22 protein-coding genes and 1 pseudogene are annotated in these 26512 nt (G+C 42.5%); 9 read left to right on the top strand and 14 right to left on the bottom strand.

Annotated elements, in window-relative coordinates:
• The first annotated feature begins 99 nt into the window (after positions 1–99).
• From RM347_RS05610 to RM347_RS05625, 4 genes and pseudogenes are all read left to right on the top strand, one after another.
• Positions 100–1287, top strand: a complete 1188-nt coding sequence (locus tag RM347_RS05610; protein ID WP_322717382.1) for a HetZ-related protein 2 — start codon at positions 100–102, stop codon at positions 1285–1287.
• A gap of 962 nt (positions 1288–2249) precedes the next feature.
• Positions 2250–2810: pseudogene (locus RM347_RS05615) on the top strand (pilus assembly protein PilB); the annotation flags it as partial.
• Between the two features lie 187 nt (positions 2811–2997).
• The gene (locus RM347_RS05620; protein ID WP_322717384.1) at positions 2998–3681 is read left to right on the top strand and encodes a Crp/Fnr family transcriptional regulator; all 684 of its coding nucleotides are present in this window, start codon (positions 2998–3000) and stop codon (positions 3679–3681) included.
• A 311-nt stretch (positions 3682–3992) separates the two neighbouring features.
• Positions 3993–5774, top strand: coding sequence for a M61 family metallopeptidase (locus tag RM347_RS05625; protein ID WP_322717385.1), 1782 nt, complete (start codon positions 3993–3995; stop codon positions 5772–5774).
• A gap of 82 nt (positions 5775–5856) precedes the next feature.
• Here RM347_RS05625 and pyk read toward each other — a convergent pair whose 3' ends face one another.
• On the bottom strand, positions 5857–7626 hold the full coding sequence (gene pyk, locus RM347_RS05630) for a pyruvate kinase (RefSeq protein ID WP_322717386.1): 1770 nt from the start codon (positions 7624–7626) through the stop codon (positions 5857–5859).
• A 380-nt stretch (positions 7627–8006) separates the two neighbouring features.
• Here pyk and crtR point away from each other — a divergent pair, with 380 nt between their 5' ends.
• Positions 8007–8897 (top strand): beta-carotene hydroxylase, encoded by an 891-nt coding sequence (gene crtR / locus RM347_RS05635; protein WP_196511176.1) that lies wholly within the window; start codon positions 8007–8009, stop codon positions 8895–8897.
• 142 nt (positions 8898–9039) lie between these two features.
• Here crtR and RM347_RS05640 read toward each other — a convergent pair whose 3' ends face one another.
• The 7 genes from RM347_RS05640 to RM347_RS05670 all read right to left on the bottom strand — a co-directional run bounded on the left by RM347_RS05640 (position 9040) and on the right by RM347_RS05670 (position 17511).
• Complete coding sequence (locus RM347_RS05640) at positions 9040–10407, bottom strand: diguanylate cyclase domain-containing protein (RefSeq protein ID WP_322717387.1); 1368 nt, start codon at positions 10405–10407, stop codon at positions 9040–9042.
• Positions 10408–10662: 255 nt separating this feature from the next.
• Entirely contained in the window at positions 10663–13317 is a 2655-nt protein-coding gene (locus RM347_RS05645; RefSeq protein ID WP_322717388.1) for a hybrid sensor histidine kinase/response regulator, read from the bottom strand.
• A gap of 9 nt (positions 13318–13326) precedes the next feature.
• Positions 13327–14307, bottom strand: coding sequence for an ABC transporter substrate-binding protein (locus RM347_RS05650; RefSeq protein ID WP_322717389.1), 981 nt, complete (start codon positions 14305–14307; stop codon positions 13327–13329).
• 300 nt (positions 14308–14607) lie between these two features.
• The gene (locus tag RM347_RS05655) at positions 14608–15159 is read right to left on the bottom strand and encodes an opioid growth factor receptor-related protein (protein ID WP_322717390.1); all 552 of its coding nucleotides are present in this window, start codon (positions 15157–15159) and stop codon (positions 14608–14610) included.
• 174 nt (positions 15160–15333) lie between these two features.
• On the bottom strand, positions 15334–15747 hold the full coding sequence (gene aroH, locus RM347_RS05660; RefSeq protein WP_322717391.1) for a chorismate mutase: 414 nt from the start codon (positions 15745–15747) through the stop codon (positions 15334–15336).
• Between the two features lie 101 nt (positions 15748–15848).
• Positions 15849–16670, bottom strand: coding sequence for a signal peptide peptidase SppA (sppA, locus tag RM347_RS05665; RefSeq protein ID WP_322717392.1), 822 nt, complete (start codon positions 16668–16670; stop codon positions 15849–15851).
• A 544-nt stretch (positions 16671–17214) separates the two neighbouring features.
• Positions 17215–17511: a hypothetical protein gene (locus RM347_RS05670; RefSeq protein ID WP_322717393.1), complete on the bottom strand. Its 297-nt coding sequence runs from the start codon at positions 17509–17511 to the stop codon at positions 17215–17217.
• Between the two features lie 541 nt (positions 17512–18052).
• On the opposite strand from RM347_RS05670, the gene RM347_RS05675 reads away from it, so the two are divergent.
• The 4 genes from RM347_RS05675 to plsY all read left to right on the top strand — a co-directional run bounded on the left by RM347_RS05675 (position 18053) and on the right by plsY (position 21704).
• The gene (locus tag RM347_RS05675) at positions 18053–18847 is read left to right on the top strand and encodes an MlaE family lipid ABC transporter permease subunit (protein WP_181930422.1); all 795 of its coding nucleotides are present in this window, start codon (positions 18053–18055) and stop codon (positions 18845–18847) included.
• A gap of 75 nt (positions 18848–18922) precedes the next feature.
• Positions 18923–19339, top strand: coding sequence for a DUF3119 family protein (locus RM347_RS05680; RefSeq protein WP_322717394.1), 417 nt, complete (start codon positions 18923–18925; stop codon positions 19337–19339).
• Between the two features lie 301 nt (positions 19340–19640).
• On the top strand, positions 19641–20915 hold the full coding sequence (locus tag RM347_RS05685) for a DUF3086 domain-containing protein (protein WP_322717395.1): 1275 nt from the start codon (positions 19641–19643) through the stop codon (positions 20913–20915).
• A gap of 108 nt (positions 20916–21023) precedes the next feature.
• Positions 21024–21704, top strand: a complete 681-nt coding sequence (plsY, locus tag RM347_RS05690) for a glycerol-3-phosphate 1-O-acyltransferase PlsY (RefSeq protein ID WP_322717396.1) — start codon at positions 21024–21026, stop codon at positions 21702–21704.
• Positions 21705–21760: 56 nt separating this feature from the next.
• Here the strand turns inward: plsY and RM347_RS05695 are convergent, their stop codons facing one another.
• The 6 genes from RM347_RS05695 to RM347_RS05720 all read right to left on the bottom strand — a co-directional run bounded on the left by RM347_RS05695 (position 21761) and on the right by RM347_RS05720 (position 26512).
• Positions 21761–22018, bottom strand: coding sequence for a hypothetical protein (locus RM347_RS05695; RefSeq protein ID WP_322717397.1), 258 nt, complete (start codon positions 22016–22018; stop codon positions 21761–21763).
• Positions 22019–22081: 63 nt separating this feature from the next.
• The gene (locus tag RM347_RS05700) at positions 22082–22321 is read right to left on the bottom strand and encodes a hypothetical protein (protein WP_322717398.1); all 240 of its coding nucleotides are present in this window, start codon (positions 22319–22321) and stop codon (positions 22082–22084) included.
• A 391-nt stretch (positions 22322–22712) separates the two neighbouring features.
• Positions 22713–23285 carry a hypothetical protein gene (locus RM347_RS05705; RefSeq protein ID WP_322717399.1) on the bottom strand — a complete coding sequence of 191 codons (573 nt, stop codon included), beginning with the start codon at positions 23283–23285 and terminating at the stop codon, positions 22713–22715.
• Between the two features lie 37 nt (positions 23286–23322).
• The gene (locus tag RM347_RS05710; protein WP_322717400.1) at positions 23323–24936 is read right to left on the bottom strand and encodes a TrbI/VirB10 family protein; all 1614 of its coding nucleotides are present in this window, start codon (positions 24934–24936) and stop codon (positions 23323–23325) included.
• Positions 24933–25637, bottom strand: coding sequence for a hypothetical protein (locus RM347_RS05715; RefSeq protein WP_322717401.1), 705 nt, complete (start codon positions 25635–25637; stop codon positions 24933–24935). The genes RM347_RS05710 and RM347_RS05715 overlap by 4 nt, the downstream gene beginning before the upstream one ends.
• 50 nt (positions 25638–25687) lie before the next feature.
• Positions 25688–26512 (bottom strand): hypothetical protein, encoded by an 825-nt coding sequence (locus RM347_RS05720; protein WP_322717402.1) that lies wholly within the window; start codon positions 26510–26512, stop codon positions 25688–25690.

A 26512-nucleotide genomic window follows, 5' to 3' on the forward strand; every position in this document is an offset into this window, starting at 1 on the left:
TAAGACGTAATAAAAGTAGAATCACTGAGCTATTTTCATGAAATTCATGAAATTCATGAAATCTGGGGCAGCTGCCAGTTAAACAATTAGGTGGGGCGAATGGGGGTTGTAATGCAAACTTCAAAATTGAGTTTCGAGGAATGCAATCTCACTATGACAACGGATGTAGAAAAACTGGCTCTAGATTGGCGAAAGCGCTTGGCTGTGGAATGTCCAGACCAAAATGAAGCTACTAGAGAAAGCATCGTTCTCTGGCTGTTGGGATCTGACTCAAAACGGTTTGATCTGTTTAATCCGAAAGAACTCGATATCGCCAAGCAAGCGATGGAATATCGCTGGAGGATTTTACGTCAACGCTACTTGGGGCTGGGGCGAGAACGTGCTTATCGCAACTTGATAACCCGATTGGGGAGTTTAGTAACATTACGGAATAAGATTCAGACTTGGGTTTCCCTGAGCCGCGATCGCCAGCGGAGTGTAATGGATGTGTTACAAGAAGTCCTCCAAGAATTACTCCAAAGCGATAGCCAGATACAACAACAAATGGTTGATATTGCCAAATATACAACTGATAGACGACTGGGGGATGCTCTGCTATTTGCCAGTGTAGAAGAATATTGTCTGCGACCAGTACGCAATCAACCCCTATTAGCTTACCGATTTGTGAATTATTTACGTCGCACTCAGCGCGGTGGCTTAACCCAAGTGCCGGGTCGTGACTTGATTAGACTGGTGTCCGAAGAAGTTCTCACAGACGACAATGACAATCGAGTGAACTTAGTCGATAGTCAGGCGATCGCCGAATATCAAGAAGCACAACAACTAGAGGAACAACAAGCACTGCGTCAATCAGTACAAAAAGAGTTTGAAAATTATTTACAAGAAAATCTGGGAGCAGATGCAGTCGAATGGCTACGACTGTATCTTCAAGGTAAGTCCCAAGAAGAGATTGCCCAGAGATTAAATAAGCAGACAAAAGAAGTCTACCGTCTGCGAGAAAAAATTAGTTACCATGCTGTACGTGTTTTTGCTCTCAAAGGGAAACCAGAACTCGTAGACAACTGGCTCTCAATTTCCTTGCAAGAACATAACTTGGGGTTAACGCAAAACCAATGGCAGCAACTTGATGAAAAATTAACTCCTCTGGGGCGGCAGATTCTAGATTTGCGGAGAGCGGGAAACTCAATAGAAACAATAGCCCAACAGTTAAAACTCAAAACCCATCAAGTGTTAGGCGAATGGACAAAAGTCTATCTTGCAGCCCAAGCTTTAAGAACCCAGGAGTAAGCTGTGAGGAATCTAGCTGATCGATTAAGGTGGCGGGAGACAAAGCAGACAAGGGAGAAAATTGCCCCCTTGTCCTCCTTGTCCCCGTCAAAACTCAATATTATCCCCAATCCACAATCTAAAATTCATCTTCTACTTACGTCTACTTAGGTATATATAATTGAAATTTTAACAATCCAACAAAGTATCTTTATTAACTACCTACTAAATTAAAGGCAAAATATTATATAAATAAACACCAAGCAATCAAACCTATGTTGTCTTCAGAGGGTGAACTAACAGATACCACAGTAAATGGGTTACCAGTGCTAACCGCTACACAAACTAGGTGGGAAGAAGGAGGCGATCGCGAGCAAATATTCCAACTGATTGATAGTCTTTTGTCCTTTGAAGCTTGCCTCTACCACCAGATTTTGCCCTTGGGATTAGAAGACAAAAACCTCTTGCTAGGTATGGTTCATCCGCAAGAGGGCGAGGCCCTAGATTATATTGGTGGCATTTTGTCTTATATCAATTACACAATGGTGATTGAGGCGATCGCAGCCGACGCTCACCGCAGAATACTCTCAGCCTACCTCAACCATAAGAATACATCTCAGCTAGATGCCCAACAAGTGCATCAGCCAACAGTGGACTCTCCTTCAACAAATAGCCCAGCTAGCATTGCTGATACACCTATTCCTCCCCTAGATACTGACTCGGAATCAAATCAGCAACCAATATTGATGGTATTTCAAACACAAAAGCGTCAACATTCTGGGCAGCGCGTAGACTTGCCTCCGATCCCAGAGCTAGACCAATTATCTCAAACTACGACATTCTTACCCCCTATTTCCCGAGGTGAAGAGAACCAGACTTCCAAAGCAGCAGCACTAAACAATTTACCGATTTTACCCACGCCAGTTCCCGAACTATTTAGTCCTATTGAGGTGCTGCCAACATTACCACCCAAGAAATTATTAGAAGAATTACTAGGGCGAATCCTAGCTGGGGGAATTGGTCGGCTGTATTTAGAAAGACAAGCTTACCAAGGCAGAATACTGTGGAGTGACAATGGAGTTTTACAGTCTGTATTAGACAAACTGCCGCTCTCGGTTTTCCAAGGAGTACTGAATGAATTAAAGCGGTTTGCTTCCCTACCTGTCACCACGGTTGCAGAACCAAAACAGGTAGAGAAAGAATACGTATATCAAAAAAATCGCTTATTATTACGCTTGCGAGTCATGCCGGGAACCTACGGCGAAGAGGCAACACTCCAAGTGTTACGGGGAGCAGCATTAAAATTTTATCAACAACAACAGTTGGCGCGTCTGGGCCGCGATGCCTTAGGAATTTCTCAGCAACTAAGCATCAAGTTACATGATCTACAAGAACGGCTTTTACTAAATCCCAGGCTTGAGCCTCAGCAATTAGAGGCTTTGGTTACCCTGAATCAATTAGTGAAAAATTTAGATCAACAGATCAAAATACTGGCACTAGATAGCAATCCACCAACAACTAGCAATTCATCGGTCTGTCAGTGAAAACGCTGATTTCGATCGCATACATAATTGTTATGTTGTAATCGAACCTTAGACCGTTCAAGCTTAGAGGTTCATCTTAAATAAATACAAATTTTGCGATCGTATTCTGAGTAAGATTACGGTTTAAACAAACTTATAGTAGCAAAGTTAATTTCCCGCTCTTGAATCCATTTCTTGCAAATATTTCATGCTAACTGAGGTTTTTAGTGAACTTTTCCCCTTAATGAGTACAGCCAATCCACAGACTTTGGAATGGCTGCTCAATGTTGCAATTGAACATGAATACCCATCAGGGCGAGCCGTTGTGATGGAAGATGCCTGGGGTAACGCCGTTTACTTCGTGGTTTCTGGTTGGGTCAAAGTCCGGCGTACCGTTGGGGAAGATTCAGTAGCTTTGGCAATTTTTGGTCGTGGCGATTTTTTTGGAGAAATGGCAATTTTGGATGAATCTCCACGCTCAACCGATGTCATTGCCCTTTCACCCGTGAAATTGCTGAGTATCTCCAGAGAGCGTTTTATTCAAATATTGTTTAAAGACCCGCAGTTACATCACCGCATGTTGCAACTGATGGTGCGGCGATTGCGGCAAATTAACCTACGCTTACAAATGCGGTCTTCACCACCAGCAGTCAAACTCGCCCATACCTTAGTGACTTTAGGCGAAAGCTATGGTCAGGAATCAGATTTAGGAAGAGAAATTTTTAACATTCCCTTCAAAGATTTAGCAGAGGTGACAGAAATCGGCGTTGAAGAAACCACCAAAATCATGGAAAAGCTGCATGAAAAAGGGTGGATCAAGATTGATAGTACCAACAACATCATTTATCTTGTGAACTTCAAACAGTTGATGAACTTGGCTGGCAAGGTGTGATTGCTTTAAGGCACGAGACTCAAAAGATAATAAATATCTGGAATTAGCAGTCAGCGATCAAGCAGAGTGTATTGTTGGAGATGATAATTTGCTAGTGCTAAACCCCTGGAGGGGCATCGAGATTCTGACTACTCAATAATTTTTGGCAAACAACTAGCCTTTGAGATTTGAAAATCAAGTACGGTATATGGACTTTAGTGCCAATAAACTTGGTTCTGACTACCAGCCGCAGCAAATCAAAGTCAAAAGTTAAAAGGCAAATTTGTCATGATAGGAGAAATTACCTATCGACTATTAACTCAGCACGCAAGATGACTGAAGCAACAGCAACTCGTCCCAATGCCTACATCGAGGAAACCGGGCCAACGATTCATTACCTAGTGGCAATGCCCCAACCAGAAACCCATCTGTTTGAGGTGACTTTACGCGTTGTAGATTACCACTCGCCGATTCTCGATTTAAAACTACCCGTGTGGACACCTGGTTCCTACTTAGTTCGGGAATACGCCAAGAATTTACAGGATTTTGTGGCTTTTGCAGAGGATAAGCCTTTACCTTGCCGGAAGATCAGTAAAAATCACTGGCAGATAGACAAAATAAGTGTTTCAGAATTAACTGTACGTTACCGCGTTTTTGCGAATGAGCTATCGGTACGAACAAATCACTTAGATGCCACTCACGGTTATTTCAACGGTGCGGCACTATTTTTTAGAATACCAGGCTGGGAGAAGCAGCCTATTCGCGTCACCATCGTACCACCACACCCGGAATGGCAGGTAACTACTGCGCTACCAGCCGTTGGTGAGAAAACGAATACTTTCTTGGCTGGCGATTTTGATACTCTAGTTGATACTCCGTTTGAGATTGGTCGCCACCAATTATATAAATTTGAGGTATTAGGAAAACCCCATGAATTGGCAATCTGGGGGCAAGGTAATTACCAAGTTCAGCAGTTGATTGCTGATATCCAAAAAATTATTCAGGTAGAAGCGCAGATGTTCGGCGGTTTGCCATATCAACGATATGTGTTTCTGCTACATTTATTTAGCCAAGCTTTTGGCGGTTTGGAGCATAAAGACTCTTGCTCCTTAATTTACCAGCGTTTTGGGTTTCGCGCTCAAGAAAAGTACGATCGCTTTATCCAATTAGTTGCACACGAGTTCTTTCACTTGTGGAATGTGAAGCGAATTCGCCCAAAAGCATTAGAGGTTTTTGATTACGACCAAGAAAATTACACACCATCATTATGGTTTTGTGAAGGCACTACTAGTTACTATGACTTGTTAATTCCTTTGCGGGCGGGAATTTATGATGTTCAATCGTATTTGAATAACTTGGGTAAGGAAATTACCAGATATGAAATGACACCGGGGCGCAAGGTACAACCCGTTTCCGAGTCAAGTTTTGATGCCTGGATAAAACTCTATCGCCCAGATGCCAATAGCGGTAATTCCCAAATTTCCTACTATTTAAAAGGAGAAATGGTATCGTTATTGCTGGATTTGCTGATTCGTTCTACTCACAAAAATCAGCGCTCCCTTGATGACGTGATGCTGAAAATGTGGCAGCAATTTGGGGAAGCTGAAATTGGCTATACCCCAGAACAGTTACAGGAAGTTATAGAATCTGTTGCCGGAATCGATTTGACTGATTTCTTTAAACGCTACATTGATAGTACTGAGGATTTACCGTTTAATCAGTATCTGGAACCGTTTGGCTTGCAGTTAGTAGCAGAGCAGCAGGAAGAACCTTACCTGGGAGTGAGAATAAATACAGAGAATGGGCGGGAGATAATTAAGTTTGTGGAGACTGGTTCACCTGCACAAGTAGGGGGAATTGATGCAGGTGATGAGTTGTTAGCAATTGATGGGATTAAGGTAACGGCGGGTAGCTTAAGCGATCGCTTGAAAGATTACCAACCAAACGATACCATTCAAGTCACAGTTTTCCACCAAGATGAACTGCGTACCTATTCCATCACCCTTGCGTCATCACGTCCCACTCGATATCAGGTAAAGCCTGTTGAGCATCCTGATTCTACACAGCAGCAAAACTTTGCTGGATGGCTTGGGGCTGCGATCGCAACTGTTTAATAGAGGGGCGGGGGGCAGAGGAGAAACTCTTCTCCCTTGCTCCCTGCTCCCTGCACCCTTGCTTCTTCCCCACTCTCCAGTCCTAAGACGTTCTCACCGCCCCAGAGTAAATCAAACCCCGTTGTAGATCCAGCGTTATAATTGCCCCATCCCGAATCGCTTGTGTTGCTTGCTTCACACCAACAATCACTGGCACACCAAGACGTAAGCCAATTACTGCTGCGTGACTTGTGAGACTTTCATCTTCCGTAATAATCCCACCAGATTTACGAATTGCCTCGACAAAATCGGCACTAGTGCGAGGTGCAACCAATATGTCTCCGGGATTAAAGTTACTAACATCCATGCCAGTATTAGCCACCCGTGCGCGACCACTCACTGAACCTTGTCCCAGTCCAATTCCGTGACCTAATATCGCCGTCACCACCTCTACCTTAATCAAATCTGTGGAGCCGGAAATTCCCTGGAGTGTACCAGCGGTCATCACTACTAAATCTCCCTCAGACAGTAACTTAAGTTCCTGAGCCACATTAATCGCAGCTTGAAATGTCTGACCTGTGGAAGGTAATCCTAGTACTAACAGCGGTTTGACTCCCCATACCATCTGTAACTGCCGTGCCACATTCACATGGGGTGTCACTGCCAAAATCGGTGTATTGGGACGGAACTTAGAGACATTACGAGCTGTTGCGCCGGTTTGCGTTAGGGTCATGATTGCCGCTGCACCTAGTTGTTCGGCAATTTGACCTACAGCTTGACTAATAGCATTGGGAATGGAGCGTCGGGCATCTCTCGAAGAACGTAAGTTTAAGTGTTGGGATTCTTCCTGCTCCATCCGCTCGGCAATTCGCGCCATTGTCGCTACTGCTTCTACAGGGAAGCTACCCACAGCGGTTTCATTAGATAGCATCACCGCATCCGTGCCATCTAGAATCGCATTTGCCACATCCGATACTTCAGCGCGAGTGGGACGGGGATTGCTCACCATGCTATCTAACATCTGAGTAGCGGTGATGATGGGAATCCCCAAACGATTTGCTGTGGCAATTAGCCGCTTTTGGAGTACGGGAACATCTTCCGCTGGCAATTCAACCCCTAAGTCGCCTCTGGCAACCATCACACCATCACACAAAGCCAGAACCGCCTCCATTTGTTCGATGGCTTCGTGCTTTTCAATTTTGGCAACCACTGGCACTTGCTTGCCTGTACTAGAAATTAGTTCTTTAATTTCGATCATGTCCTGCGGATTGCGGACAAAGGAAAGTGCCACCCAATCTACACCCTGATCTAGACCAAACATCAGATCCTCTCGGTCTTTGTCGGTCATTGCCTTAATTGACAGGTAAACCCCAGGAAAGTTGACACCTTTGTTGTTAGAAAGTTTACCAGGCACGGTGATGCGACAATGCAAATCACCTTTGTCTCGGTTAATCTCCTCCACAACCATTTCTACTCGTCCATCATCGAGGAGGATTTTTGCGCCAACCGGGACTTCTTCGGCTAAATAATCGTAGGTGACGCAGCTAATTTCTTGAGTACCTACCACCGGACGATTTGTCAAGGTGAAGCGATCGCCTTTTGCCAAAACTATAGACCCGTTATCAAACTTCCCCAAGCGAATTTTTGGGCCCTGCAAGTCTTGGAGAATAGCCACTGGCTGATTTAATTCAAAGGCGGTTTGCCGAATTAAGCGAATACTACGCTGATGATCGGCATGAGTTCCGTGGGAGAAGTTTAGCCGCAGCGTCGTGGCTCCCGCTTCAATAATCGCCTTGAGCATTTCAGGACTGCTAGTGGCGGGGCCAATAGTAGCGACAATTTTTGTCCGGCGCAGAGAATCTCTTAATTGCATAGGGGCTGAAGTTAGGGAGCTATCTGGGAAGTCATCGTAACTTAAGTGGCATCTCCTTTTCAGTCACTGCTATATCAATAAGATATAAGCAGTTAGAGAGGGTTTATGGGAGAGTGGGGCTGTGGGATAGACTAGATATAGTACATCAATCTTGTATCCATCCTCCCCATGAAGGAGTTTATCCGATAAACTTCTTGTCGATTGTCATACCCCACTTACTTAGTAAAGACTAGCCCTCGTCTGGAATCATAGCGTTATTCATCTGCTGATATGCAAAGCTGTGGATAAATCTTGCTATACAGAACTTTGCAAAACTTTATTATTCTATAATCTTTATCGTATATTCGTAATGTTTGCTCAAGAAGGAGTCAATGTTAGAGATGATCACATCGGAGGCACAAAAGCCACTGACAATCCCGCCTAAGGAATTTTTAGCGCCTCCTGGTGATTTTAATCCCACGCTGCTGCTGTTTTCTGTAGCTGTGGCAATGCTGGTGTTATCCAACTTTGGTTACTGGCTTTGGGAATGGCCGCACTGGCTATGCTTTTGCGTTAATACTATTGCCTTACATTGTGCTGGGACTGTAATTCACGACGCTTGTCACCAATCAGCCCATCGCAACCGGGTAATGAATGCGATGTTAGGGCATGGTAGTGCGTTGATGCTAGCTTTTGCTTTTCCTGTATTTACGCGGGTGCATTTACAGCATCATGGACATGTCAATCATCCCAAGGACGACCCAGATCATTATGTCTCTACGGGTGGCCCGCTGTGGCTGATTGCGGTACGGTTTTTGTACCATGAGGTGTTTTTCTTTCAACGGCGATTGTGGCGTAAATATGAGCTATTAGAATGGTTTATCAGCCGCTTAATTGTCGGTGTAATTGTTTATATATCAGTGCAATACCACTTTTTGGGTTACATTCTGAATTTTTGGTTTATACCTGCTTTTGTGGTGGGCATAGCACTGGGATTATTTTTTGACTATTTGCCCCATCGTCCTTTTGCGGAGCGCGATCGCTGGAAAAATGCTCGCGTCTACCCGAACCAAGTTCTCAATATTCTGATTATGGGACAGAATTACCACTTAATTCATCATTTGTGGCCTTCTATTCCTTGGTACAATTACCAACCTGCATACTATGTCATGAAGCCGCTGTTAGATGAAAAAGGCTGTTATCAAACTTCAGGATTGTTGCAGAAAAAGGACTTTTTTGAGTTTGTTTATGACATCTTTTTAGGAATTAGATTTCATCATCAAAAAGAATAGATTTATTGCATAAAGCGATGCCTAGGTTGGGCTGCGCCAACACGTCAAAAATCTCTGATTTCAAAAACCACACCCGGAGCGATCGTTGGTAGAACACTGGGAACACTGGGTATCAATGAAAGTCGTACATGGCGTTATATATCTAATGAGTACAATAGCGATCGCGCCCCTTTTCTTTGGCATTGTACAGTGCTTTATCGGCTGAAGCGATGAGTGTATCTGGCTTGATGTCGCAAGTGGGTATGACAGAAGTAATACCTAAACTAACTGTGACGATATTCTTGATATCAGACTGTGCATGGGGAATGGCCTGATCGTGAATTGCTTGTTGAACCCTTTGTGCTACTTTGATCGCTCCTACTAAGTCAGTATTGGGGAGGAGTACCGAAAATTCTTCTCCTCCGTAACGCGCTACTAGATCGCCAGGACGACAAACCATCTGTTGCACTGTTTGTCCTATCCTGATTAGACAATCATCGCCTCCAAGATGACCATAGTAGTCGTTGTAAGATTTGAATTTATCAACATCAAATAAAATCAGTGACAAGGGTTGTTGTTCTCGTGCAAGGTGTTTCCATTCTGCTTGCAGTCGTCCATCAAAGCAGCGACGGTTGGCCACCTGAGTCAAACCATCTAGATTTACCAGTTGTTCTAGTTTCTGATTTGCATCTTGGAGAGCTAGTTCAATTTGTTTACGTCCAGTAATGTCGCGTATGGTAATAGCAAACCCATCACCTAGCTTTACTGCCACAAAGTGATACCAGCAAGAATTGCCTAATAGATGGTAAAAATCCCGTTTTAAAGGTTCCCCCGTTTCGACGACATTAATCAGGTGATTAAAGAGTTCTGGTTCTAGACGGGCTAATAATTTTTCGAGTAGTAATTTACCGATCATATCTTCACGGCTACTGCCGAAGACTCTGGCAATGACAGGGTTGACAACTAAACAACAGAAATCCTCGATGTCCCCGGTTGCGGGGTTACGGACAGCTTGCATAGCAGCAATACCATCCAGTGAACTATTCAAAATGCTGGCTAGCATTGCCCTGGACTGAAACAGTATCTCTTCTGTTTTCCTACGCTTAATATTTTCTTGTTCTAGAAGCCGTTGCTGGCGTTGAATGGTTAACTGATTTTCTAGACGCGCTACGACTTCTTGCATCTGAAAAGGTTTGGTAATGTAGTCTATGCCCCCTGACTCAAAGGCGGTTACTTTATCGAAAATATCATCTAAAGCACTAATGAAAATGACAGGAATAGTGCGTAAAACTTCATCCGCTTTGAGAGTTCTACAGACTTGATAGCCATCCATTTCTGGCATCTTGATATCTAAAAGGATGATATCTGGTCGCTTCACTTTTACTGTTTTTAGTGCCATCTGTCCACTAGTGACACTGCGAACTGTGTAGCCGAGTTTGACAAGAGAATCGCTTAATAATTGTAAATTTTCGGGAATATCGTCTACTAAGAGAATATTACCTTTATTTTCTTTGTGGAAATTAAGATTCATTGCTGATTAGAGATTCGGCTAAATCAATTAATTACTCAAATTTAAATTGCCGAGTAAGTTTTGTCAGTAATTGGATCAAACGAGTAGGAGCAATTCATAGGAAGTCGCGAGGAAACTCTATCCCCTTGATTAGGTGGAGAGGGACAGCTACCTGCCGACTTAGGCCAAACAGTGTAACTTCTTTCCCATACTTTATGCCCCATGTCCAAAAACTCCACCCACAAGGAAATGGATGGAGTTTTTGGTGAATTGCCCCTACATTAATAGGGGTTCAACTAAATCAACAAGCTGTTCAAATTCAAATTTACGGGCAAGTTTTGTTAAAGATTGGATTAAAAAAGTTTCTGTTTTGGGAACATCGCTAATTAATTCCATGACAAGATTAGTATTTGCTTCTAAAGCAGCTTCATAAAATTGATTAATCCATTCTTGAGACATACAAATTAGATTATCAGATGTTAAAGAATTTTCTTCTGTATATTCCAGATTTGAAGAATTATTTTCAGCAAATATATATTTAACACCTAGATGTTTCGCTAGTGTATCAAAAATACTGTGTTCTGTAAAAGGTTTACGCAGAAAGTCATCACACCCGGCTGAAAGCACGATCGCTCTCTCTTCTTCTAAAACACTTGCCGTTAAAGCTATCACAGCCGTAGCATTGCCTTTGGTGGTGGACTTGATGTATTTTGTGGCTTCGTAACCGTCCATAATCGGCATTCGCATATCCATCCAAATCAGGTGGGGTTCCCATTCATCCCAAATAGCGATCGCTTCTTTTCCGTTACTGGCTTCTTTCATCTCAAACCCTAACGGTTCTAAAAGTTTAATTAGTAATAGGCGATTAATAGATTTGTCATCTACTGTTAAGACTTTGTAAGTAGGCTGGCCGGGGGCAAGTGCCAACACGCGCTGCCGTACTTCTGCACCATTGGTATTTGTTAGTTGACCTAATTTAACCTGAATATTAAATTGAAAAGTTGTACTTTTTCCTAATTCACTTTCTACTGATATATCACCACCCATCAGTTGTACAAATTTGCGACTTATTGCTAAACCTAAACCTGTACCTTCTTGCATCTCTTTTCCCGCTTGTGCTTGGGTAAAGGCTTCAAATAAATTTGGCAATTCTGTGGCTGCGATGCCTACACCTGTATCACGAACTATAAAATTAAGGGTAAAAATATCTTCTGTTATTTTATTTTCATTAACTACAGTCAAACTAATAAATCCATATTGGGTAAATTTAATCGCATTACTTAATAAATTAATTAATACTTGATGAAGCTTGACGGCATCGGTGCATATATAACGCGGGACATTTTCACTTCGTTCAAATATCAATTTTAATCCTGCATTAGTTGCTCTAAAATGAAGCATATCTTCTAAATCATCCAGTAAGCAATACAAATCAAAATTGCTAGGATTCAGAGTGGTTTTACCTGCTTCGACTTTAGACAAATCCAGAACATTATTAATTAGTGTGAGTAAATAATCACCACTACGATAGATGATACCTGCATTTTCATATTGGTCTGCGGGGAGATTGTTAGCGCGTAACATCAATTGAGAAAAGCCGAGAATAGTATTGAGAGGCGATCGCAATTCATGACTCATGTTGGCAATAAAAGAACTTTTAGCTTGATTAGCAACTTCTGCTTTTTCCTTGGCAATGACTAACTCTGCTGTTCTCTCCTGTACCCGTTGTTCCAAAGTTTCAAAAGATGTTTGTAACTGAAGTGCCATGTTGTTAAACGATTTTGCCAGTTGACCTATTTCGTCTTTTGAGCTAATTTTGGCGCGGATATCTAAGTTACCTGCGGTAAACTGGAAAACTATATTGGTAAGGTAAATTATTGGCTTTGTGAGCAGTTGCCCAATGGCAAAAGCGATGATTGTCACTACTCCAGCAATAATTGCAAATAGAAACATTGCGTCACGAATTTGCTTTTTTACAGGTGCTAGAGCAATAGCAAGGGGCTGTGCGAACGACACAGACCAAGATTTATATTTTAAACGAGCGATCGCAATCAGATTAACCTGATTACCTGTTGCTGACAAAGATGAAATTAAATACGACTGTTTCTTATCCAATGCTTGCTTAAGTTTTGACTCATGAGTTGCCAATTCTTTGACAGGAGAATTAGGCAAACGCCCTTCCCGTTGCAGTTGAGTTACAACATCGGAAGGCAGAGGCACAATAGATTTAAAAAGCAGTTGGGGTGCAGTGCTATGTGCCAGATAAATATTATTTTCATCTAAAAGAATAGCAAAGGATTTTGCTCCAGCCCGTTCAGTTTCTCGAGTTACTAACTGCTGGACAACAGTAGCATTGTATGAAACACGTAATACACCTAATATATCTCCCTTGGCATTGCGAACCGGGCTGCTAAAAAAGAGGGTAACAAGGTCAGGAATTCTAGGCGATCGCTTCATGCTAGAAACAAAGGATAACCCAGTTTCCACTGGTTTTTTAAAATAATTTTGAACTGATTCATTTTTACCAATGTTCGGTGTATATGTATCCAATACATTTTTCCCGTTTAAGTCGAGCAAAGCGTATGAGAGAATATTGATCATATCTTTGCGACTGAGACGGATTAATGTTTCTGTCGCCAATTGCATTTCGGGGCTGTCATCTCGCTGTTTTGGAGTGAGGCTGAGGTAGCGTGCCAAACCTGGTAAAATCGCCTCTACCCGCACGGCATTGAGATTTCCATCAATAAAGGCATCTATTCTGTTAGCGGTTTCGTTAGCCGCCGCAGATAGGGCTTGTTTCGCGTTTTCCGTTAGTGCTTTTTCAGTTGTCTGTTTGTTGATAAATTCCAATAACAGCAATGGAACCAAAGCAACAATGAGAAATGAGGCAATCAACTTTGTCCGGATGCTGCCCAAAACAGAGTGCTGCATGGCTTTAAACTAGGAGGTAGGGTTCAAGAAGGAAGAATTGAACAAACTTTTTAGCTCAGGAATGCGCGTCACGTTTCCAGAGCGAATAAAAAAGTCTGCATATATCTTGGCAGTTTTGTAGATAGAGTTAGGGTTGCTAGATTGAAAGAATTTTTGATTTTCACCTAAATCAGTTAAGTATACTCCCTCCAGAGAGATTGTATTGCGAGGAATTTTTAACGCTTTGCTGATGATAGCGTTTCCTTCCTGAACATTTGCTTTCCAGTAAGTCGCGGCTTGTAACCATCCTCGCACAAATGCACGAACGTCTTCGGGGCGATCGCGGATTGTCTCACTGCGAAAGACAATCATATCTAAAATCAAGCCAGGGGTTTGTTTGCTGGTAAATAGGATATGTCCCCCTAATTTAATAGCTTCAGAAAGATGGGGTTCCCAAGTGTGTCCGGCTTGAATAAGATTATTTTTTAGACGTTGAGGAATTTCTGAAGCCTCTGATTTAACTAAGTTCACATCATCGCTAGTTAAGTTGGCAGTTTTCAACATCTCAGTCACAAAAACTTCGCTAAAACCGCCTAGATTTGCACCCAGCTTTTTCCCTTTCAAGTCAGCAATGGTTTTGATTTGTGATTGGGCGACTACCACATCTGCTCCTGTTGATTCATCTACAACCATCACGCCTTGTATATCTGGATTTGTGGCACTCAAGATTATAAAACTTCCCAAAGAAGACATAACACCATCATACTTACCCGCACTGAAATTTCCTTGTTCCAATTGGATGTATCGTTTATGAATTAGTTCCACATCTACCCCTTGGGCTTTGAAGAATCCTTTTTCTTGAGCAATGATACCTGGATACTCCCCAACAAAATATCCAAATGGTATTTTCAAGGGAGGGCGTTTTAATTGGGTCGGTGCCCAAGCATGACAAGCAAATACCAAACTGGCAGTAATGAGAAAAATACTAATGTATCTGAGTAGTTTAAACATAGAATATTTGAGATTTTTTAATCATTGTCAATCAAATATTCAACTAAATCAATTATCTGTTTAAATTAAAATTCACGAGCAAATTTTGTTAAAAACTAACTTAAAAAAGTTGAGATTTAGAGTTTTATCTAATTAATTATATGACAAGATTATTATTTACTTCTAAAACAGCTTCATAGAATTAATCCCTTATTAAAACATACAAACTAGATTGTCAGATGTTAAATAATTTTTTTCTGTATATTCAAAATTTGAAGAATTATTTTCAGCAATATATATATTTGATACCCACATTTTTCGCTACCTTGTCGCATTTGGTTTGACTGCAATTGTCCAATACTGAAATGTTTCACCTCCAATCCGATCGCTATCCTCACGGTAGATTTGCCGCAAGCATTCATAAAACGCTTGGGCTTCATTCTCCAACCCAAATGTTATTAAACACTTTAAGATACGGGTGATCCGAAGATAATTGTGGTCAAATGTACAGACCCATTCGCGTTTACGATTCGGATAGTCTTCTGACTGGCTGACAAGTATTTTTCCGTCATTACTCTCGTGGCGTTGCAATCCATAAAACTGAAGCATGACTGTGAAGGAACGCAGCAAATTTTGACGTAGGTGTGGGTTACTTTGAAATGCTTGAATTACTTCCTCATCAACAATGGGTGCATCACTATTGAATGCACTTCGCTCAGGCAAAGGGAACAACCACTGAATGTAATCGTGGGCACACTCTAATTCTTCAAAATTCCAAGTCCAAATATCTTGAATCATGCGACCTTCTGAATCTCGTTGCTCCCCTAAGTAGAACGGAACAAGCATTGCAGTGAGTTGTTTTTGATGATTCATTGCAAACTCCCTTTACAACTCAACATCTTGATTTTGGGCGCGATCGCCTCACCAATGACCTCAAATCACTATGAAAAACTAGTAATATTCTCCCACCAGCAACAGGTTGAGCAGCCGCATCAGCACACAATGATAGTTTTGTGCTGTTTATTACATATATTTTATTTAAGTAATTTACACTTTTGACTTAACAGCTTGCTGTGATGCTTGTAACGGCTGGGGTAAACTCCAGTCGGGACGCAAGCTAGCGGCGTTGCGTAAATAGATATGATGAATTGAGGCGGAGGCTGGCAGATAGGCGTGGATTAGGAACCGAATGCAGCGCTGTAAGCTGCCTTCGACGTGCATTTGCTGCACATCCAACATAGCCACATTATCCCAACCAGGACGCGCTCTAGCGATCGCAGCTGGAAAAATAACATCCAAATCGCGTGTCACTGAGAAAGTCACACTAATCATGTCTCTCGGCTGGAATTGATTCCGGTTTTCCAGTTCATCTAGTAGTTCTGTCACTACCTCTCGGACTGCCTCAACAGTATTTTCTGAAGCAGTTGTTGCTCCGCGAATAGCCCGCATTTGCCACTCCACGCCAAAATCCTCCTTAAAACACAAAAGTTAGGAGTTAGAAGTTAAGAGTTAGGAGTTAGGAGTTAAAACTCTCAACTTCTCACTCATAACTCCTACTCAAGCTAGGGTCGATATAACCACAACGGTAAACCACTAGTAGACATTTCAAATTCGAGCCAATCAATACCAGATCGAATTCCTGATGAAACTTGACGACTTCCTGGTAGAAGGCGACTCAATAAGGGTTTACGTTCTTCTAGGGTATAGCAGAGAGTTTTTTCTGGATCAAGTCCGACCAGTTCTGCTGTCCACCGACGGGCATCTTCTTCTGTGCCCAGGCGATCTACAACACCTAACTCTAGGGCTTGCTGTCCAGTAAAAATCCGGCCATCGGCGAAACTTTTCACAGCTTCTACTGTTAAAGAACGGCCATCAGCTACCGTTTGGACAAACTGCTGATAACTTGTGTCAATCAACTCTTGCAGGATGTTTTCTTCTGGTTGAGTCAGTTCCCGATCGAAAGACAATATGTCTTTGTAAGGCCCAGACTTAATTACCTTGAAGGAAACACCGATTTTTTCTAACAAGCGTTCCAAGTTATTCCCACGCAAAATCACACCAATACTACCCGTAATCGTACCCGGGTTGGCTACGATGTGTTCGGCTCCCATACCGATGTAGACTCCTCCAGAAGCCGAAATATTCCCAAAGCTAGCGACGATTTTAATTTTTTCGCGTAAACGCTTCAGGGCACTGTAGATTTCTTGGGAATCTCCGACTGTACCGCCAGGACTATCGATACGTAGCAATAATGCCGGAAACTTTTTTTCCTCTACAGTTTTCAGGGCTTCTAGGACGCGTTTGCGAGTAGCACCGGCGATCGCACCAGTAATTTCAATCCGCGCAATTTGTTTTCTAAACTTGGGCTTAAACGGCCAAACCATGAGCTGTCAACATACCTCGTAATAAATTCAATATAAGATGCCCAACGGTCAGACGACCTGCTTGGCTCTGTTAAGAAACATGAGCAGGCATTGTGCTCATCAGGATTTTAAGGAAAATTTTATATTTTGCAGTGAGTTTTATTTGATATTCTCAATAAATACTAATCAAGTCCTTAAAAATTACAGCTAACACAAAATGCCAAACTCTAGTCTAGCGTCCAACGTGATGATTTAGCACAGACTATTTTAGCTGTTTTGCGGAATCCAAAATTATAAAACCGTTGGTATTTTAACTTTTAGACTTTTTGAGAATTGGTTTACTATGGTCGCGTACCTGCACTAGTTGTCAGTAATTAATAACTAATAACTAAATAAATAATAAATATTTAATTAATAACTTCGGGACTCAATTTAATTAATAAAAATTCATTCAGCAACACTAATCTCTATCTAGGTTAAGACCAGTAGTACTTTCCCATGTGGAAATATTACTTTTTCCTCTCTTCTACAGCCTATGACCACCTGACGAAGCTACTTCCACTATTTATGAATCTATTCGTAAAATTTGACACCGATAATAAACGTACATATCAAACAGTGCTCCGACGAAAGTACAGGTCAAGCTAATTACAAATAATCCCCGTAGGGGAGTTCCACTGCCAAAGGTGGCGAGAAAATGCATAATCTCAGTAGCGATCGCCTCACTTAACTCTTGTAAGCCAGGGAAATGACCGATGAGGGATAGAAAAAGCAGTCCGCCGCCAATGAAGAACATGGGAGCGACAAAACTAAAAATGGTCGTCAGTAGTAGGGAGCGGAGAAAGTTAGTGAAAATAGTCATTTAAGACAAACTCCGTGAGTAGAGATGACAATTGCCCGATAGCGGTTTGTCATTTTCTACAATACGTGCGATCGCTCCTGAACAGACAATCTGTCAAGAATCTTAAGTTTTCATTAAAAGAAACAGCTACCAGTTACAGCACATGCTGGGTAGATCCAAAATGACTTAAATCTGTAAAAACCTTGCCAAATCAAGGTTAAAGCCAAGGTTAGCATCTATTTATTGTTTTGCAGTACGTTGAATCACAGCTTCATTTTCTGAGAGCATCTTTAATCTAAGTTAATGTTCAGGCTTCTTAGTGGAACAGGAAGAGGCAAGGGAGTACGAGCAGAGTGCAGGGTGCAAGGGGAGAGTGAAAGGCTTGATGCAGGTTCTTTTTCCCCTTTTCTCCCAGCAAGAACTGCCCCTTGTCCTCTTTCCCCCTGCCCCTCAGCCTCTTTCCAATTCCCCATTACCCCTTATCCTCAGAGGGTACTCCACCTTCCCCATTCCCCATGACTTCCGCTATTCTTAAGGCAGTTACCGAGTTAGCTACAGAACATTGAACCAGACTACATCCAAATCCAGTTTAGGAGAATGGAGTCAGCGGCTGCTGGCAGCGATTTTTCTGGGTGGGCAAGTACTAGTTCACCTATTGAGGGGCAAAATCCATCGGCGCAACACCTTAGAACAAATGGCAGCAGTTGGGCCAGATTCCCTATTTATTGCCCTATTGACGGCTATTTTCGTTGGCGCAGTGTTTACCATTCAGGTGGCGCGGGAATTTATCAACTTTGGCGCAGGAAACATTATCGGCGGAGTGCTTTCTGTAGCGTTGACACGAGAACTCGCTCCCGTGTTGACAGCAGTGGTTTTGGCGGGGCGAGTCGGTTCTGCCTTTGCAGCAGAAATCGGTACCATGCGAGTCTCAGAACAAATCGATGCCATGTTGATGTTAAGAACAGACCCAATCGATTACCTAGTTATCCCCCGCGTTCTTGCTTGCTGTTTAATGCTACCAATTTTAACCCTCCTCTCTTTGGTAACAGGGATGTTCGGGGGATTAATAATTGCGACAAATATCTACAACCTGTCTGATACGGTATTTCTAGATTCAGCCCGTAGCTTTCTTGGGATCTGGGATATTTTTAGCGCCATGATTAAGGCGTGTTGCTTTGGCATTTTAATTGCCGTAATTGGTTGCAGTTGGGGGTTGACGACAACAGGAGGAGCCAAAGGTGTAGGACAGTCAACTACAACTGCTGTTGTGACTGCCTTGCTGATTATATTTGTTAGCAACTTCTTTCTTTCTTGGTTAATGTTTCAGGGGACTGGCAGTGCATTCTTAGGCCTCTAAAATTGATGAGTTAGGAGTGAGGAGTTTTAACTCATAACTATTAACTCATAACTCCTGACTCCTAAAATAGGAGAGATGCCTAATAATAAAGCAGGATTTAAGACTGTGACCAGTTCATTTGCTCCTAACTCCACATCAACCGTGGAACTCAAGCCTAGTTACAATATACCTATAGTGTTGGTGATTGCCGCTATTCCACTACTGTTGGTACAACCGTGGGTAGGCTCCATTTTCACACTTTTTGGTTTGTTTCTCATGTTTCAGGCGTTAACGCTGCGTTTGCAATTTACCGCCAGCGACTTAGATATTTACAGAGGCGAAAAATTGATTCGGCGCTTTCCCTACCAGGAATGGCAAAACTGGCGAATCTTCTGGAATGGAGTCCCTGTCCTGTTTTACTTTAAAGAAATTAAAAGTATTCACTTTTTGCCAATTTTATTTGACCCCAACACCTTGAAAACTTGCTTAGAACAACGTTGTCCGCGTATTTAGTGCTGAGTGCCATCTTTGTTGAGTCGTTTTGATCTAGACTCATAACGAGCACGAGAAGTCGGAGCGGCGGCTACCCTGCGGTTTCTCCGAAAGAATTACCGCTGTAGGCGCAGCCCACTGTAGGGATCTGAACTTCTTCCTTGGCGTTAACGAGTCCGCTCGTCTGGGTTTCCCTAAGTGGAGCAAGTGGCGTGAGACGCCAAGGGCAAACAATAACTCATGACTCAGGACTTTTATGGCAGGTCAATTGTAATATTTCTGAAAGCTATTTATTCGCGTCATAGGAATTACACTATTGTTTATGAACCCAGAGGCATCTCAAACCCCAGAACCAATTGATGATCGATTGGCAGAAAAACAAGAAGAAAACAATGCAGTTGAACATCCAGTAAATCCATCTGTTGAGTCAGTGGTAGAAACAGGAGCTATTAGCTTATCAGAGGACTACGCAACTTCTGAGCCACTTATTTCTAATGCAGAAGTGGTAGATTCTACAGTAGAACTTACAGAAAATTCAAATGGCGAGTTTGTAGCGCAGTTAGAAGCGGAAAATGTCGCACTGGGGTCAGAAATAGAATCAGGAAATAAGTCATTATATGCAGAAGCAGAGCAGCGAGTGGCAGAGTTGCAGAGCGCTGAAGTAGCCCTCAAGGAAGAAATAGCCAAACTGCAAGCTTCTTACAAAAATCTTCAGGCACAAGTGAGTGAAACTCAAACCTCACTGGGACGACTCGTGCAAGAGTCGCTGGTGCAATTAGAACAACGCAAACAAACCCTACAAATTTCTGTAGAACAACTAGAACGCCGTCAAGAACGTATCCGCAACGAGATGCGAACCACTTTTGCTGGTACATCCCAAGATTTGGCAATTCGGGTGCAGGGTTTTAAAGACTATCTCACGGGTAGCTTACAGGATTTGGCCTCTGCTGCTGAACAGTTGCAACTGACACCAAGTGTGGTGGAACGAGAAAAACCATCTGTAAAAGAGGCTAAACCAGCTGAACCCCAACCTGGAATACCTCAATTTGCCCAACAGCAGTTTCAAGATACTACAAAACAAATTCGCCGCTTAATTGACCAATACCGCAATAAACCAGATTATTACGGTCCGGCGTGGCAACTGCGTCGCACTTTTGAACCAGTCCACGCTGAACGAGTTTCCAACTGGTTTTTTACCCAAGGGGGACGGGGTGGTTTGCGGACAATGGGTAGCCGCTTACAGAATATTTTGATTGCCTCAGCCGCAATTTCGATATTACACAAGTTGTATGGCGATCGCGTCCGTACTTTAGTCTTAGCTAATACACCAGAGCGATTAGGTGAATGGCGGCGCGGCTTGCAGGACTGTCTGGGAATCGGTCGCCCAGATTTCGGGCCAGACCGGGGCGTGGTATTATTTGAGGCGTCTGATGCTTTGGCTCAGAAAGCAGACCGATTGACGAAAGCGAATCAACTACCCTTAATTATCATTGATGATTCAGAGGAGCAAATCAGTCTGTCACTGCTGCAATTTCCTCTGTGGTTAGCTTTTGCTCCTGACCCCAAAACCGTGAGAAACTATGATGATGACTTTTAAATGAGTCATTAGTCATTTAGTCATTGGTCAAGAGTAATACCTCTTGACTTTTTTAAATTTTGTTAGCGTAGCGTTAGCGAGTCTTCGAGCGTCATTTTGAATTTTATTATGGCTATTTGGTTAACTCTGTGCGGGGCAATTATCGTCATAGCTTACCTATTGGGTTCTTTTCCCACTGGGTACATTGCTGTGAAGCAGTTAAAAGGTATTGATATTCGGGAAGTTGGTTCAGGTTCCACTGGTGCAACTAATGTACTAAGAACCTTGGGCAAAGGGCCGGGAGCATTCGTTTTAGTACTTGATTCTTTAAAGGGAGTATTAGCGATCGCTTTAGTTTATGGGTTGTTCAATTTTGATCCGATTCAAAATTATATTCCCCCAACAGTAGATGCACAACTGTGGCAACCGTGGCTGGTAACAATATCTGGGTTAGCTGCCATCCTGGGACATAGTAAATCAATTTTTTTAGGCTTTACTGGTGGTAAATCTGTTGCTATCAGCTTAGGGATTTTATTAGCAATGAGTTGGCAGATAGGTTTGGCAACAGCGGGTGTGTTTGCCGTTGTTGTGGCAATATCGCGGATTGTCTCTTTGAGTTCAATTGCAGGTGCGATCGCAGTTTCTATTTTTATGGTACTTTTGCATCAACCTTTACCCTATATTCTGTTTGGGATTGCCGGTGGATTGTATGTGATTTTGCGCCATCGCACTAATATTGAACGACTGCTTGCTGGTACTGAGCCAAAAATTGGGCAAAATGTAGCGACGGAACCAGAACAAACAGCATGATTGACCAACCGCAAATAAATATATTTTTTGCCCCTGTGCTTCAGCCGGGGTTAAGCTTACGAACTAACTTTGCCTTTAATTAAACGGTGGAAAAGGCGGCAAGGCCACAAAAAAGCTCCACAGATACTTACTGAGGCGATGGCGGCCACAACTCGCCAAGTCGAATTAGACCCAGTGGCAGACTCTGAAGGATGAGCTTGTGTGCTTTTAGCTAGTTCTGGTACCGAATGAGATAGCTGACTGGCTGTACTCACCCCTTCAATCGCTGCTCCAATTAGATAAGCTACTAGGGCAATTACTAGCCAGTGATTCATAATATTGCACTGTTTGAACTCTGAGCGTATGCTTGGCAGTGAGCAATCATTTGATTTCTCGTACTAATGATTGCCACCTTGCCCTAAAGATAATCGACCTTCAGCCGTGTCGCGAATTAGGGGCAGTTTAGATTTTATATAAGTATTGAGGGTGCTATCTGCCTGGGCATCAAGCCCCTGCTTTGCTTTTAACTGCTGGAGGAGCAATTGTACTAAAGCAGCATCGTCAAACTGGAGCAGGGTATTGACCTGGGTAGACTCGATTACAGCCCAAAGCTGTTGCATCATTTTGGCAGTGACCATGAGTCTGTAACCTCTTAAGCTTTTCTTTATATTTACACGAATTTGAAATTTATGGTTAGTTGATTATCTGAAGATTTATAAAGATGTAGGCTGGAAACGTCTGAGTAAGGCAATACACCTAAGTTCTGGCGTTTTTTAATTGATTGGATAAGGTTGGGGATTAGGAAGAGGCAGAGGGGCAGTTATTGCTGGGAGAAAAGGGGAAAAAGAACCTGCATCAAGCCTTTCACTTTCCCCTTGCACCCTGCACTCTGCTCCCTACTCCCTTGCCCCCTTGCTTCATCCCCACTCCCTACTCCCTTGACAAGCCGCAATGCAGACATACGTAGGTATCAGCGCTTTTTGTGGAGAGGAAACTTTAGTGATTGCATTGAGTACTTTTGCCAGAAGTTTATTGTGAAACTCTTGCACAAGAAGCTTCTTGACCAGAAGAATCGGGAAAAATTGCTAAGGTATGATAACCGGGGTTATCTGTTCCATATATGACTCGAAAAGTATACAACTTGTTTTTACCTTGACTTTCGGTAATAACTGTTAAAAGTGTATTGTTAGTGGGAGGAAGTCCAGGAATGTTCAGTTTTTTAATTCGTCTGAGTTGAATTACATTCGCTGCGGAGTTTTTACAATCTCCTGCATTAGTATTAGGTTTTGGGCCAAACTGCATACATACTGGCCCATCAAAATCCATAGTTACCTGTGATGGATCGTTTAACCAAACTTTTTTAATTACTTCTCCAGCCGGAATAAAGCTTAAATTTGTTCCTTGCTGATAGGAAACATCGATAGTAGGTATTAGTCCCCCTAAGCCTTGCGCTTGGCAGGAAAGTATGGAACGCAGAACGGCGTTATTCGCCACAGCGCGACCTACCAACAAGAACATAGCAACCGAGAAAATTAAGGAAGCTATAGGTAGGAAATAAGAACGTTCTGGATTATTTCCTGACAAGTTAATATTCTTTTTCATGGTTGCAAATATCTAAAATTGGTATAAATCCTACCCCTTAAAACTGGGTTGGTTGATTAACGTATATTTCAATATTTGTGCCTGCTGGTAAAAACCAAACACCAGTTTGTTGTGACATTTGGGCGATCGCCTGTTGATTACGTTGGGCAATTTGGGGTACTACAGAGTTCAAACCACCTTCCACAATCCCGGCTGCAAGGTCGCGTCTGTTCTTAGTGACAGTAGTCAGAGTTGTGCTGCTACTGGTGTTGCCGTCAACGGTAGTTTGTGAAGTAAGTGGTTGGAGTTCAGTATCACTACGATTTATTAACTCTGCTGCTTTACCGATACCTCCCAAAACAAATAGTCCTACATCCATCGATGCTATGGACGAACTTTGACCGGGAAATTTATTTGCAATTAAAGGTTTACCTTGGGTACCACGAAGAATAATTGCATTGTTGGGTAAGCTTCGTTCTATGGGGTTGCCATCATTTTGCGAGATAACTTTAACTATGTTCATCTGCAAAAGACCTTGTTCGGAAAGCGAACCAATTTCAGCTAGGAATTCGGTGTTTGCAGGGAGAGCGATCGCACCATCTGTAGATTTTAGTGGTTCTTTCAATCGGATCACAAATACGTTTTTCCCTTCACCTGCTTCATCACCACCACTTGACTTAGTAGTAGTTTCCCCAAATATCGCTGTTGCTAACACAGCTTTAGCACTACTCCCGACTGCTACAGATTTCTCTCCCTGCGCTTGCGCTTGACTCACCGCAGGAGCAGGAGTTTCCTGTTGTGAAGCTGGGGTTTGCTCAGGATTCGGGCTTGGCGTCTGTTCCTGCGGCTGCGGATTGTTTGCAGGTTCGGGAGCAGCTGCAATGTTATTAGGTTGATCGGTGGCATTTACTTGACCGTAACTACCTAACTTGGCTAATCTTGCCCACTCTTCAAGTGGGCTTGGTGGGGCTGGTGGAGTTGTATTAACTACCGGTTGAGTGTTTGGCTTCACAACTGGTGGCTGGGGTGATAGCGAAGGTTGATAAGTAGGTACTCTAACGATGCGTTCAACTGGCGCTGGCCGAGGCACGTAAGCTGTTGGTGGGGATGTTGGGATCACTGTCTGTCTACCTCTGGAAGAAACTGATGGTTCTTGTAAGGCTACTTTAGGCATTGTTTTGGCAATTCTAAGCTGTTGTTGAGCAGCTTTCACCATCTGTGCCTGTTCAGTCAGAGCTAATTTCGTTTTGAGAGTATCTATTTGGCCTTCCATCTGTTGAGATATGGATTCATTAGTGGGCTGCTCTTGCACTGGTGGAGAAACAATATTTTTTGGCTTTTGACTGCCGGTACCCATCAACTGGGACAAAAACACACCACCCACCAAAATGATCGCAAAAGTAGCAGCCCCTACCAAGCCTAACTTTGCAAAGGGATTAGATGAGAGTGCTTGCTTAGTCTGAACATCTTGTGGTTGAGAAAGCGACTCTTGCTGTGTTGCAGAGTCTTCCGATCCTTGGGTATCGCTAGAAGAAGATTCTTCTTCAAAGCCGACCAACCTTGACATCCGTGATTCCCAATCTAAAGATTCTACTTCTGGTTGGCGATCGTCGGTGGTTAGAGAAAATCCATTTTGGGGAGGTATTTGGGCAGGAATTGAGTATCGAGTCATGGTAAAGCTTGGTTGGGATTTCCAGAACAATTTTTATCTTGGATTTCACAGACATTATAAATTTCTAGTCTGGCTTCACCAAGGCGGTAAGTTGCGAAGTGCGATGGTAGTGGTGCATTTGGTAGTGAAGTTGCTGGTTCATCGATGGCTCTAACTAAAATTTGTTTATTAAAGGAAACTGATTTTCCCAACTTATCATAACTGCTAAAAATTAATTGATTGGCAAGCATCTCCACTTTCCACTTTCCATTGCCTATTTCTGTAGGTTGAGAAATTTTTTGGATTACTAATACATTCTCCGCTCCTCTGTTAACATTTTCAAATTGGCTATCTGGATCTAAATTAGTAAGCTCTGATTTAAGTTTTTGTTTAAAATCATCAGCTACAAGTTGAGAGGTAATTTCCCAGACTTGTGTTGGCGGCTGTTGCTGTGACCAGGTAAGCATTAAGCTCATAGTTTCACCCACAAAGCGCCGAATAGCCTCTGGCTGTCGTTCTAAATTTGGTTGGGGGTCTACGGTTATAGTACGTCCATCAACAAGTTGTACTAAACTTTGAGGTGTGAGTTGCCGACCTAACTGTTGTAACATAGACCCGTGAAATACTAGTAACAGCAAGGTAAATAGATGTAAACCAAATGTTCCTACTGCCAACAGTGGTAATGGGCTATTTTTTTTATTTTCTGGTTTGAGTAATTGCATTAACAATTGATTATATAAATTTAACTATCTTCAAATGAAATAGAAATCGTTTATCTGATAAAGCTATCAGATGTTTGTCCAGTTCCGCATTGTTTTGATTTAGCTTCGTTAAGGTTGTTGTAGTCATCTAGCAAACATAAGTTACGAATTTCATAAATTTCTAGTTTATCAGCGCGGACACTATAAATTGCTTTTTGTAAGTCTGTACCATTGTGGGCTTGAGGATTACCAAAATAATCTGCTGCCCTGACAAGTAAGTCTTTGTTAAAAGGAGTTATGAGTTTTGCACCACCAACTCGGTTTCTTTGAATTAAGTCGGCTACCATACCCACTCGCCACTTACCGGGTGCAATTTCTTTTGGTGGATAAACTCGCTTAATAACTAATTGTGATGTCATCGCTTGGCTGGGATTTTCAGAGAAAACTTCTGGCGGTGTCATTTCTGCAACTGTGCTTAAGAAACCTTTGCGAAAGTCTTCTGATAAAGCAAAACTAGCTACCCAACTGCTGGTACTAATCTTTTGACTACCACCTTGAGATGTGTTGATCAGAATTCCTAAATCTGCTTTGGGGTTTGCGACTTCTTCAATAGTTTGTGGTGGTAAGGTTCCAGACCAGCTAAACATTGATATCATCGTTTTGCTGGTGAATCGGCGAATTGCTTCTGGTTCTCTTGCTAAATCGTCAATATTAGCTACTGGTTTACCATCTATTAATTGTACAAAGTTAGGAGGTTTTCTCAGACTGAGTTGGCGAATATTTAGCCCTTGTAATAAGAACAAAAGCAAAACTAATATATGTAAACTGAAGGTAGCGATCGCAAAAAATGTCAAAGCACTTCCTGTTTTTTGTCTTTTTTCTAGTAAACGCACCAT

The sequence above is a fragment of the Nostoc sp. ChiQUE02 genome (genome assembly GCF_034531305.2).
Lineage (GTDB): Bacteria > Cyanobacteriota > Cyanobacteriia > Cyanobacteriales > Nostocaceae > Nostoc.